This is a genomic window from uncultured Nitratireductor sp., from assembly GCF_913053745.1.
GTDB lineage: Bacteria > Pseudomonadota > Alphaproteobacteria > Rhizobiales > Rhizobiaceae > Nitratireductor.
Map to the genome: position 1 here is coordinate 1 of NZ_CAJXGF010000141.1, position 11,170 is coordinate 11,170.

At 61.5% G+C, this 11,170-nt stretch carries 12 protein-coding genes; 4 read left to right on the top strand and 8 right to left on the bottom strand.

Features of this window, described 5'->3' with window-relative positions:
• A partial coding sequence (locus tag QZ638_RS18805) for a bifunctional 2-polyprenyl-6-hydroxyphenol methylase/3-demethylubiquinol 3-O-methyltransferase UbiG (protein ID WP_295813435.1) occupies window positions 1-438 on the bottom strand: 438 nt, incomplete at its 3' end.
• Window positions 439-538: 100 nt separating this feature from the next.
• Entirely contained in the window at window positions 539-715 is a 177-nt protein-coding gene (locus QZ638_RS18810; RefSeq protein WP_295813436.1) for a hypothetical protein, read from the bottom strand.
• Window positions 716-744: 29 nt separating this feature from the next.
• Here QZ638_RS18810 and QZ638_RS18815 point away from each other — a divergent pair, with 29 nt between their 5' ends.
• The gene (locus QZ638_RS18815; protein WP_295813437.1) at window positions 745-1,323 is read left to right on the top strand and encodes a putative glycolipid-binding domain-containing protein; all 579 of its coding nucleotides are present in this window, start codon (window positions 745-747) and stop codon (window positions 1,321-1,323) included.
• Window positions 1,324-1,657: 334 nt separating this feature from the next.
• Here the strand turns inward: QZ638_RS18815 and QZ638_RS18820 are convergent, their stop codons facing one another.
• The 3 genes from QZ638_RS18820 to QZ638_RS18830 form a co-directional block, all read right to left on the bottom strand.
• Window positions 1,658-1,993: a hypothetical protein gene (locus QZ638_RS18820; RefSeq protein WP_295813438.1), complete on the bottom strand. Its 336-nt coding sequence runs from the start codon at window positions 1,991-1,993 to the stop codon at window positions 1,658-1,660.
• Between the two features lie 107 nt (window positions 1,994-2,100).
• A complete protein-coding gene (locus QZ638_RS18825; protein ID WP_295813439.1) occupies window positions 2,101-3,258 on the bottom strand; it encodes a fumarylacetoacetate hydrolase family protein in 1,158 nt (385 codons plus the stop codon).
• A 169-nt stretch (window positions 3,259-3,427) separates the two neighbouring features.
• Window positions 3,428-4,429 carry a GH25 family lysozyme gene (locus tag QZ638_RS18830; protein ID WP_295813440.1) on the bottom strand — a complete coding sequence of 334 codons (1,002 nt, stop codon included), beginning with the start codon at window positions 4,427-4,429 and terminating at the stop codon, window positions 3,428-3,430.
• Between the two features lie 234 nt (window positions 4,430-4,663).
• On the opposite strand from QZ638_RS18830, the gene QZ638_RS18835 reads away from it, so the two are divergent.
• Window positions 4,664-5,812, top strand: a complete 1,149-nt coding sequence (locus QZ638_RS18835) for a GGDEF domain-containing protein (protein ID WP_295813441.1) — start codon at window positions 4,664-4,666, stop codon at window positions 5,810-5,812.
• Window positions 5,813-6,276: 464 nt separating this feature from the next.
• On the opposite strand, the gene QZ638_RS18840 is transcribed toward QZ638_RS18835, so the two are convergent.
• Window positions 6,277-6,741: an aminoacyl-tRNA deacylase gene (locus QZ638_RS18840; RefSeq protein WP_295813442.1), complete on the bottom strand. Its 465-nt coding sequence runs from the start codon at window positions 6,739-6,741 to the stop codon at window positions 6,277-6,279.
• Between the two features lie 493 nt (window positions 6,742-7,234).
• Here QZ638_RS18840 and QZ638_RS18845 point away from each other — a divergent pair, with 493 nt between their 5' ends.
• Window positions 7,235-7,948: a L,D-transpeptidase gene (locus tag QZ638_RS18845; RefSeq protein WP_295813443.1), complete on the top strand. Its 714-nt coding sequence runs from the start codon at window positions 7,235-7,237 to the stop codon at window positions 7,946-7,948.
• Between the two features lie 77 nt (window positions 7,949-8,025).
• Here the strand turns inward: QZ638_RS18845 and QZ638_RS18850 are convergent, their stop codons facing one another.
• Window positions 8,026-8,952: an alpha/beta fold hydrolase gene (locus tag QZ638_RS18850; protein ID WP_295813444.1), complete on the bottom strand. Its 927-nt coding sequence runs from the start codon at window positions 8,950-8,952 to the stop codon at window positions 8,026-8,028.
• 150 nt (window positions 8,953-9,102) lie between these two features.
• A complete protein-coding gene (locus QZ638_RS18855) occupies window positions 9,103-10,152 on the bottom strand; it encodes an aldo/keto reductase (protein WP_295813445.1) in 1,050 nt (349 codons plus the stop codon).
• Between the two features lie 283 nt (window positions 10,153-10,435).
• Between QZ638_RS18855 and QZ638_RS18860 the strand changes: the two genes are divergently transcribed.
• Window positions 10,436-11,125 carry an META domain-containing protein gene (locus QZ638_RS18860; RefSeq protein ID WP_295813446.1) on the top strand — a complete coding sequence of 230 codons (690 nt, stop codon included), beginning with the start codon at window positions 10,436-10,438 and terminating at the stop codon, window positions 11,123-11,125.
• The last annotated feature ends 45 nt before the right edge of the window (window positions 11,126-11,170 follow it).

The following is an 11,170-nucleotide window of genomic DNA, read 5'->3' on the forward strand; positions in this document are numbered from 1 at the left end:
CGGGTGTTCTATGGTGAACACGAAATGCGCGCCCGGCGTCAGCGCGGTATGGATCATGCCGACCAGCCGGTCGAAATCGCGGATATAGTGAAAAGTCAGCGCGCTGAAGGCGAAATCGAACGCTCCTCCGGGCAGATCCAGCGTCTCCAGATCGGCAATCCGGTAGTCGATGGCCGCATCGTCGGTATCGGCGCGCGCCCGCGCGATCATGTTTTGCGACACGTCCAGCCCGAGAACGCTCTGCGCGCCAGCCTCGCGCAAATAGCGCGACACCCAGCCGAAACCGCATCCCATGTCCACGGCCCGCCGGCCCGTCACATCCGGCAGCATGGCAGCGATGGCCGGCCATTCCGGCGCGCCCGCCAGACCGCGCACTTGGCGTGGAAGCTGGCTGTAACCTTCGAAGAAGTCGGAATTGTCATAAATGTTCTGCGCCATCGATGGTCTCCATTTTCTGTAAATGGACGGGGCACAGTTTATGTAAAAAACCCCGTCCGCATTGCGGCGAGGTTGCGGGAGCGTGATCCGCGTCGTTCTCTCAGCGTGGCTCAAACCCCGGCATCTCGCCTTCGAAGATGCCGGCCAGCCGGGAAACGATGTGGGTATCCTGCTCGATCATGATCCCGATATCCTCCACCGTTCCAGCGCTGTCAAGCGCGGCGATCCGCTCGCTGGCCCATTCTTGCCTTCCAGCACGAAACCGATAATCTCCCACGGCCCTGCCTGTTTCCCTGGAGACATCGTATGCGCAAGACGGACGGAAAATCCATGCAGCTCTTCTGGCGCCGTACGGATATGGACGGACTGGAGAGGCTCGCGCTTTCCATCGGGACGCAGGGCATCGACGCCCGATCCACCGTCCTGTGTCTTGAGGCCGGCGGCTGCCGCATCGACTATCGCTGGACGCTCGACGCCGAGTGGCGCACCCAAAGCCTCGTTGTCGAGCGCTGGAACGACGAAGGTCACGGAGCGTTGCATCTCGAACGCGTCGGGAGCGGCTGGCGGGTGAACGGAACGTCGCGGCCAGATCTCGACGGTGCCACGGAGCCCGACCTTTCGGTCACCCCCTTCTGCAACACGCCGCCCATCCGCCGGACACCGGCCGCATCCGGAGAGCAGTTTACGCTCGACACCGCTTTCATCGACGGGCCGGCGCTCACCGTGGCGCGCTCCCGTCAGCGTTATCTGCGCCAGAGCTCCAAAGCCCTGCGCTATATCGATCTGGGGCTGTCGAGCGGCTTCGAAGCGGATCTCACCGTGGACGATGAAGGGCTCATCATCAGCTACCAGCACCTCTTCCAGCGCATTGCCCCGCCGGTCTGACATGCACTGGAACCGACGACGCGAAATGAAACTCATTCATTAAAATTCGTTCTTGGAAAAGAACCTGTTCTTCAGATGACCATGCTGAATTGCCGCCAGGGAGCGGACAATGGCACGCATCGATTCATTTCCGTCCCGGGACAGTCGTCAAGAGCATGGATGGCGAAGGCCGCCGGGACGAAGAGGACGTTTCAGGAACCGGACACCTCGGCCGGTTCAGACACTGAAAAACAATATCGGACTGATTGCGCTCGCCTTGGTGTCGGGCTGGGGGGCCGCGCACTATTCGGTCATCCCGATCAGCAGCATTTCAGAAACCTTCTCGGCTGCCCCGTCAGCCACCAAACCTCTCGTTACTCGCTACTTTCCAATATGCGGGGGCGGCACGCGGTCCAATTGCATCGTCGATGGAGACACACTCTATATCGATGGAGAAAAGATAAGAGTGACCGGTTTCAACACTCCGGAGCTCTTCTCGCCACAATGCAAGCAAGAGGCGGCACTGGCGCGGCGCGCCCAACGTCGCTTCCAGCAATTGGTCAATGGAGGTCCCTTCGAAATTCGGCGCAACGCCTTGCGCGACCGAGACGTCTATGGCCGCAAACTGAGAAGCCTTTATCGGGACGGAAAGCCCATCGGCGATCAACTGATAGCCGAAGGTCTCGCCCATCGCTGGCGCGGATTCAAGGAATCATGGTGCACGTGAACCGGGTAATGAGTTGTGGTTAAGCCCTCGGAACCGCAGACTCCTCTTCGCATTCGTCGCGAACGCGCATCTCATGCCAGCAGCCCCCGCCTTGCCAGATTGCGCATCAGCGCCGCCGTTCCAAACGTCCATGGCCGGCATTCGGTGGAAAGCCGCACCGTATTGGACAGCGCGCCGAGGCCCGGGCTCGAAATGGTCACCGCATCGCCAACCTTGTGGGTAAATCCCTCACCTGGCACATCGCGGTCCTGTGTCGGCGCGAACAGCGTTCCCAGAAACAGCATGAATCCGTCGGGATACTGATGGTGCGGCCCACAGGTCTGGGCGACCAGATCGAGCGGATCGCGGCTGATTTCCGCCATTGAGCTCTTGCCTTCGAGCACGAAGCCGTCCGCACCCTTCACGATGAGATCCAGCTCGGCCGCGCGCACATCGTCCATGCCGTACCCTGCGTCGAAAAGCCGGATAAAGGGCCCGATAGCGCAGGAGGCATTGTTGTCCTTGGCTTTTCCCAGAAGCAGCGCCGAGCGTCCCTCCACATCGCGAAGGTTCACGTCGTTGCCGAGCGTTGCGCCCTTCACCCGGCCGGAACTGTCCACCGCCAGCACGATCTCCGGCTCCGGATTGTTCCAGTTTGAAACCGGGTGAAGCCCGATTTCCGCGCCGTGACCGACCGAAGACATGGGCTGCGCCTTGGTAAACACCTCGGCATCCGGGCCGATCCCAACCTCGAGATATTGCGACCACACACCTTCTGCGATCAGCGCCCCCTTCACGGCTTCAGCCTTTTGCGAGCCCGCTTTGAGGTCGCGCAGACTGTCGCCGATGATCACCTGACAGCGCTCGCGGATCGCCGCCGCCTTCGAAGGATCGCCCGCCGCGCGCTCTTCGATCACCCGCTCGATCATCGAACGCGCAAAGGTCACGCCGCAGGCCTTCACCGCCTGCAAATCGTTCGGGGCAAGCAGAAAGGGTTCCTTGCCGCCGCCCGTTCGTTTCGCGGTTGTTGCATCGAACGCGCCAAGCGCAGTTCCGTTTGCCGCCCGCTCAAGCGCGTAGCTCGCCGGGTCGTCCATCTCGAGAAGATCGCGCATGGTCGGCGCTTCCCGGGTCGTAATGTCGATCAGTGCGCCGTCGTGCAGCACGCAAAGCGCAGGACCATCCACATCCGGGTTCCAGGCCCGCCCGACAAGCACACCCTCTTTCGGCAAACCCGCAGCATCGATCATTCCGCCCCTCCCGGCTCATCACAAAACCATGCCTGAATAGCAGAGACACGCGCACAACGCGCGCCCCAAAAACTCCGATCGCGCCACCGCCTCCGCGATCTCGTCCGCCCTCATCGCCATCTCTGCTCGACGCCCAGATCGCGCGGCGGATCGCCTTACAACGCCGCTGTCAGCCCGCCACCTTGCCGACCCAGCGCCACCAGGCGCTTTCGGTGCCATGGAAAACGTTCAGGTCGATCTTGCCGTCGACGCCATGGCTGAGACCCGAACCGGAATACTGCCAGAACACCCAGTCTCGTCCGGGATAGACCTTGGACGGATGCTCGGCCACGGCCCGCAGCCAGAAGGGATGGTTCGGGAACGCTCCCTTGAGATTGTCCTCGTAGAAATCCGGTGCCGTATAGATGATCGGCCGCTGGCCGTAATGGCGCTCCAGTCGGTCGAGGAAAACCTGCATCTTCTCCAGCACCTCTGCGCGCGACGGTCTCCACTTGCAGCTCGACAGATGGTTCCACTCGACATCCAAAACCGGCGGCAGGGCGCCCCTCACCTTCGGCACGTTGCGGATGAACCATTCGGCCTGATCCGAGGCCTTCCGGCACCAGAAGAAGAAGTGGTAGGCTCCGCGGCGAATGCCGGCATTCGCAGCACCCTTCCAGTTCGTCTTGAACATCGGGTCCAGATGGTCAATGCCGTCGGTCGCCTTTATGTAGGCGAAATTTGCACCGCGGGAGCGCAGCTTCACCCAGTCGATGTCCCCCTGCCAGCGCGAAACATCGACACCGTGCACCGCATGGTGCTTGGGCGTCACCTTGCCGAAATTGATCGGGTGCGCGTCGCCAAACCGGCTGCTGTAAACCTTGCCCCGCGCGGCGCTCTTGGGGCGCACGGCCGGCGCGGGCATCGGCGTGATCATGGCCACTTGCTCCAGTGCGGGTGCGGTCACACGGTCCGGCTCGGCGATCGCCGTCATCCCCGCCTCGCTCGCATGCTCGGCCGTCACCTCGCCACCATTGGACGCGGGCAGGCCCACATCCGGCCGCACGATGGAGCTGGTGACCTCCTGCGAGGGAGGATCGATCTTGAGAGCGGTGTCGACGCTGGGACCGCCGGTGCAACCGGCCAGGCCAAGAGCCAGGATGACAGGTCGAAGGAACGCGGGAATACGCATATACGATCTGCAAGGGTTCGAGGACTTTGGAGGTCCGGCGCTTTACGCCGGTGGAATGACAAACAATACCCTGAACTTACCAATAAAGTTTGAATCAAGCCGTTAACCACGACGCAGGGACAATGAGCCACGGCTCGCTGTCCGCGAGGTTAGGAAAACGGAAACCAAACATGGAAACCCAACGTTAGCTCGAGCCCGCCTATCTAACGTTGGGGAAACAACGGGTGTTCGGGTTTGGACAATTTCACGCTATTCGCAGCGAACGCGATTGTCGTTCTCGTCATGGCGGCGGTTTTTTTCGTCGCGGGTCGGGCGAGGCACGAAGTCTACTGGGATTCCTGGGGGCTGGCGAACCTCGTTATAGGGCTCGCTCTCCTGGCCTTCATGTATGAACGGCATCTGCCCGATCTTCTGACGATCCTCTTGCCGAACGCCCTTCTTGTCCTCGGCTTCAGCCTGCGCTGGCGCGCCGCCCGCCAGTTTGAAATGCGCGACGTGCCGCGCCACGCGACCTGGATTCCTGCAGTTGTATTCGTCGCGTTATGCGCATTGCCTTCGGTCTACAGCTCCTATGCAAGCGTCTACGCGGTGGTCAACGTCTTGCTCACAAGCTTGGCGGCCGGCTGTACGTTCGAATTCTGGCGCGACCGCGAAGACCGAAAACTCTCCAGGATCGGCATGATCCTCGCCTATGGCGTGCTGACAGGCATGTTCGCCGCCAGGACGGCACAGGGACTGCTCGCCGGCGACGGCATGGCGCGCCATCTCCCCGACGATGCGATCCTTACGGTCCATCTCTCGGTTGCCCTGTTTCACATCACCGCATCGGGCGCATTCGCGCTCGCATTGGCTTACGAACGCGATGCAAGGGAACTGCGCCGCCTCGCCTCTCGCGACGGGTTGACGGGCCTGTTGAATCGCGGCGCCTTCGAAGCCGAGGCGCGCTGCTTTTTGGAGCGTGGCCCACAGATACCCTTCGCGTTCGCCATATTCGACCTCGACCATTTCAAACGCATCAACGACCGGCACGGCCACGCCGCGGGCGACCGCACATTGACCGCCTGCGCCGAGGTGTTCGGCGAAACGTTCGGTGACGCCGCGCTCATCGCCCGATGGGGCGGCGAAGAGTTCGTTGCCCTGCTGCCCGACATCTCCCGCGCGGAGGCCGCTTATGCGGTCGAGACATTGCGCGCCCGGGTTTCGACAATTGCCGTCCCCGCAGGAGATAGCACGATCCGGCCTTCCCTCAGCGCCGGTCTTTGCCACAGCGACTGCGGCTTGCGTGATCTCGACCATCTTCTATCCGCAGCGGATTCAGGTCTCTACGCCGCCAAGAAACAAGGCCGAAACCGCGTCGAGCAGATCGCAACCGCCGCGGCCTAACCTCAAAACCGGGGATAAAATCCGGCCTCCCGCACCGGCGCCCCGCACAATTCGTGCCCAATTCGATTTTCCAGGCGACGTTTTCTCCCCACTTTCCGAAACCAATTTATCATTCTCTCGCTCGACTCGTGGGAACGCAGGTCGCGACGGTGATCTCGCGGAGTTGGGACGGTCCCGGGCCGGCGGCATAACGTGTGCTGCCGGTGTTTCTGGGCGGCTGGTCCGGCGAAGGATCGTGCACATGCACGATCCGGTGCAAAGGTTCGTCCTTCGGGGCAAGCCGGCGCACCCGGTTCCGGGGCGATCCCCGTCGGAGGTTGTCAAGAACCGGGCGGGCGGCTGAAGGGTCGCACGAATATAACTTAGATGAGCGTCGCCTCAGCCGCCCGTCTTCCCCTCAAAACCCGGATCACGCGCGGGAACGCATCCGCACATCCGCAATCCGGGCCGGCACCGGAGAGGCTCTAGCGGCTGATATGCGCCCTTGGCATGCCATACATCAATTGCTCGAAGCCATCTCGGGTCACATGCACCAGTGTGCGGTGATCGCCGCCCTCGAAATAGACGTCCTCGTCCGCATCGAGTTCCCCGTCGATCATGCAGGCTATGCGATAGGGTGCACCGAGCACGGGAACTGCCCCCTTTTCGCAATCGGGAAACAGCGCCGCGGTTTCCTCCTCGTTCGCCAGGGCCACCTTTTCACCGACGATCGACCCGACCTTGCCAAGGTCCACCTGCCGCGAGGCGGGCACCACCGCCAGAAGATAGCTGTCGTCCCATTTGAGCACCACGCCCTTGGCCATCTCGCGGCCGGGAATGTGGCTCACGCGCGCCGTCACGGTGGAACTGCCCGTACGGTTGTGCCGTGCCACGTCGTAGTGCACGTGGCTGTCTTCCAGAAATTCATGCATCGTCATTGCGATACCCATGGTCCTGCTCCTTTCGTGCCTCCGGACGGAGGGCGAATGCGGAAGGGTATTGCGACCCAGTCCTGTCCGGCCTCCGACCTGGCGACCGGCAGGCGCACGGGGCGCGGGTCTGGGTATGCGGACAAGGGCGGTGTCGCGCCGCCACTTGCGAAAACCAGCGCCGCGCCTGGCCGATATACGGCGGCTGCCTGCTGGTCGTTCAAGTGCCTAGAATACACCCGCCGCGTTGCCGCGGAAAGCCTTTCGGGCGTGCGGACGAAGCAACGCGCGACAGCGATCTTCCCCGACGTCACTGTGGGAAAAATGCCTCACTGGGCGAGACGAATGCGAGAGGTTTGCAGGATTCGCGCGACATTCGGGCACGGTGTCCGGTCTTTGCCACAATTTGCCGGGAACCGCGTGGCAAGCGCTACACAACGCTTCCGCGCATCCGCGCCGAAGAGGCGCACCGCACCACCTGACGAACGGTATTCGACACGTAAGGAGAGTTTCCTTGTTTCACACCATTTCTGTACGCGTAGCCCAACGCGCCGCGCGGCTCATTCTGCTGTTGCTCCTGCCCGCCTTCGCGGCAGCCTGCACCACCGCGGGCCGGGGCCCCGTCCCTTCGGCAGACGTGCCCGGACCGATGCTCTCCTATTATCAGGACATGTACAGCGAGATCCAAGACGATGGCATCGTCATACCGGCGGTCGACGTCACCGAGATGGACCGCCAATATCTGCGCCAGATGGTCGACTACCCGACCAACGAGCCGGTCGGCACCATCGTTGTCGATCCGGAAAACCGGTTTCTCTACCTGGTGATGGAGAACGGCAAGGCCATGCGCTACGGCATCGGCGTTGCCAAGGCAGGACTGGAATATCAGGGCGATGGCGTGATCGGGCGCAAGGCCCAGTGGCCGAACTGGGCTCCCACCCTGGCCATGATCAACCGCGAGCCCGAGCGCTATCGTCCGCTCGCCGCCGGCATGCAGGGTGGCCTTACCAATCCGCTCGGCGCTCGCGCCCTCTACCTCTACAAAGACGGCAAGGACACGCTCTACCGCATCCACGGCACCACGGAGCCTTGGTCCATCGGCCGGTCGGTTTCGTCGGGCTGTATCCGGCTGCTGAACCACGACATCATCGACCTTTACAAACGTGTCCCGCGCGGCGCGCGCATGGTGGTGCTCGGCGGTGGACAAGCGCAGCCCGGCATGGTCTGAACCGAAACCGCTTCCACGCGCAGAAGCCCTTGCCGCGAGAAAACGCGGCAAGGGCTTTTTCAGATACATGCTACAGATCACTTCCGGGTCAGATCGTCCGCCGTCCAGGGCGCATTGACTTGATCGTCATTGAGAAAAGGCAACACGGTCTCGGCCAGTCTCGGCGAAACGCCAATGTCGTAGTGCGTGAGATTCGGCAGGATCGCCAGGCGATTTTGAGACATGTTCTCCCGCTGCCAGCCCGCATCCTTCTGGCCGCCGCCGAGCAACTGGTAAAACTCGACGATGTGCTCGGGCCGGTACATGTCGGAATCGGCGAACACCAGCATCACCGGCATTTCCAGCGTCTTTACATCCTCGGCGTAATTGTAGGGCTTGCGCATATAGGCGCCCATGCGGTCGAGCAGTTCGGGAAACAGCGATGGATCGGGTGCCACCGCCGCATAGGACTGATACATGGGCGTGCTCTTCATCATCTCGGCCATGCCCGCCCCGACCTGCGCCTGCATTGGCAGCATTTCGGGGTAGAAGCCCTCCTGCGCGAAGCCGGCGGAAACCAGAGTCATTCGCCGGACTTTTTCGGGATGCTGTACCGCGAGCCGGAAGACGACCCCACCCCCCATCGAGTAGCCCATCGCGTCCACTTGCTCGTAGCCCAACTCGTCGAGAATCGTCGCCACGTCATCGCCCATGGCCTCAAGGCTGATGGGGCGATCACCCAGTTCGCTGCGGCCATGACCCTGCATATCGATGGCAATCACTTCGCGCTCGGATGCCAGCATGGTCAGAACCGGCCCGAACATCTCGATCAGGCCAAGCCCGCCATGCATCAGAAGAAGGGGCTCTCCATCGCCGTGGATCTGGTAGTGATACCTGATACCACCGGCTTCGACTTCGCCGCTTTTCACCGGCCTGGAGGCCTCGGTTTCCGCATATGCGGAAACCGAAACAAAAGCGGTGAGCATCGCGGCCGCCCATATGGCGACAAAGGCATTTTTGAACATTGCACTCTCCCATTCAGTCGACGGTCGCTGCGTCACTCCGTCATTGCGATGCACCGAGGACGCAGGATGCCGGGTCGATCCGACAGGGAGATGAGATTTTCTGACGAGCCGGGGACGATGCCAGGAACCGTAGAACGCCCGAGACAGTCCTCAGGGGCTCGGATTGCCGATACGCTGATGCAAATCGTCGACCGCCGTCTGCATGTCGTCGGTCCAGCGCACATCCAGCGCATCGAATGCTTCCTGGAGTTGTTCCATTCTGGTCGCACCGATGATGTTCGACGTCATGAAGGGACGCGAATTGACGAAAGCATGCGCAAAAACAGCGGGCGTCAGCCCAAACTCGCGCGCCATGGTGTTGTATGCCTTGAAAGCGTCCTGTGCGCCCGGCTTCTCATAGCGCTGCAGACGGTCGAACAGGGCCTTGCGCGTTCCCTCCGGCAACGCACCGTCGTCGTATTTGCCCGTCAGATAGCCTTGCGCCAGCGGCGAATAGGCCAAAAGCCCCACGTCCTCACGCTGGCAGGTTTCGGCCAGGTTCACCTCATAGGTTCGGTTCGCCAGATTGTAGGCGTTCTGCAACGAGACGACACGCGGACCGACGCCCTTGTCAGCCTCGGCAATATAGCGCATCACGCCCCACGAGCTCTCGTTGGAAAGGCCGAAATGCCGGATCTTTCCAGCCTTCACCAAATCGTCGAACACCGCCAGCGTTTCCGCAATCGGCGTCTCGTCGGCAACTGGTTCCGCCAGCTCCGTCACACGCGTCGGATTGGAGCCGAACGGATTTTCGCGATCCGGCCAGTGGATCTGGTAGAGGTCGATATAATCCGTCTGCAGCCGCGACAGCGATTTGTCGATGGCGTCCACAATGTCGGCGCGAACGAGTTTCGAGGGCCGGTCGCCGCGAAACCATTCATTGGCGCTGCGGCCGATCACCTTGGAAGCGAGGATTACCCGATCGCGATTGCCGCGCGCTTTCATCCATGTGCCGACGTAACGCTCGGTGCGCCCTTGCGTCTCGGCCTTGGGTGGAATCGGATACAGTTCCGCCATGTCGAGGAAATTAACGCCCTGCTCGATGGCATGATCCATCTGCGCGTGGCCTTCCGCCTCGGTGTTTTGCTCGCCGAACGTCATCGTGCCAAGGCAAATTTGCGAAACGTGGAGATCGCTGCGTCCAAGACGGCGCTTTTCCATCAAAAGTCTCCGGATGCTGAAATCGGGCGCGGACGCGCCGTTGGTCACATCATAAGCAGCCTGCCGTCACACGCAAGCGCCCGCCATGGAGAAGTTTTTGACACCCACGCTATCGCGCCACAAAGTGTCGTCACACCATCGGTCGATGCTGGTATTTTCCGACCGCTGAAATCGGATCGAGGTCGTCATGTTTGTTCACCACCGTTTCCTCCTCCTTGGCCTTGCTGTCCTGGTCTCCTGCACCCCACACACGACCGCCTTCAGCCAGGAGAACGAAAAAGCCATGCTTGAGATATCTGGCGAACTTACCTATCGCGCACGCATCGCGCTGCCGCCGGAAAGCCTCGCGATCGTCGAATTGCGCAATGCGCGAGAGCCCGAGAATGCAAAGGTTCTGGCCGAAACGCGGATCGTGCTCGATGGAAAACAGGTTCCCATCCCCTTCGCGCTTGCCACCGGGAAGGCGCAGCTCGAGGCGGGTGGATCTTATCGTTTGCGCGGCGGCGTTCTGGACGGGCTGCAGATCCGCTGGCTAACCGACCCAGTGACGATCGATCCCGAGAAAGAAAAAATCGAACTCGGCACGCTGATTTTGAAACCCTACGAAACCGCGACGCCCTTCGGCATGATAACGATGGACGAGATCACCGGCATCGAGTGGGTGGTGGAAGACATCGATGGCGGCGGTATCATCGACAGTTCACGCGTCACGCTTACCTTCGACGAGGACGGTCGGGTCGGCGGCCGCGCATCGTGTAACAGCTATGGCGCACGTTGGTCGGAAGAGAACGGCAAACTGACGATAAGCCAGGCCGTCTCGACCGAAATGGCTTGTGCGGAAGCGTTGATGAACCAGGAGCAGAAATTCCTGGCGATCCCGGCTGACCTGAAATTCTTCGCCATGACACTGCAAGGTGCACTGATGCTGCAGACCGTCGACGGACGCACGCTGAAGGCCTTCTCCGCAGCTTGAGCTTAGAGCGCCGTGCGTCCATTCGAACGCGCAATGGCTGATTCC

Coding starts and splice junctions, on each gene's coding strand:
- QZ638_RS18815 (WP_295813437.1), top strand. CDS start 745: ATGCGCAAGACGGACGGAAAATCCATGCAGCTCTTCTGGCGCCGTACG.
- QZ638_RS18825 (WP_295813439.1), bottom strand. CDS start 3,258: ATGATCGATGCTGCGGGTTTGCCGAAAGAGGGTGTGCTTGTCGGGCGG.
- QZ638_RS18860 (WP_295813446.1), top strand. CDS start 10,436: ATGCTTGAGATATCTGGCGAACTTACCTATCGCGCACGCATCGCGCTG.
- QZ638_RS18855 (WP_295813445.1), bottom strand. CDS start 10,152: ATGGAAAAGCGCCGTCTTGGACGCAGCGATCTCCACGTTTCGCAAATT.
- QZ638_RS18850 (WP_295813444.1), bottom strand. CDS start 8,952: ATGTTCAAAAATGCCTTTGTCGCCATATGGGCGGCCGCGATGCTCACC.
- QZ638_RS18830 (WP_295813440.1), bottom strand. CDS start 4,429: ATGCGTATTCCCGCGTTCCTTCGACCTGTCATCCTGGCTCTTGGCCTG.
- QZ638_RS18840 (WP_295813442.1), bottom strand. CDS start 6,741: ATGGGTATCGCAATGACGATGCATGAATTTCTGGAAGACAGCCACGTG.
- QZ638_RS18820 (WP_295813438.1), bottom strand. CDS start 1,993: ATGGGCGAGACCTTCGGCTATCAGTTGATCGCCGATGGGCTTTCCGTC.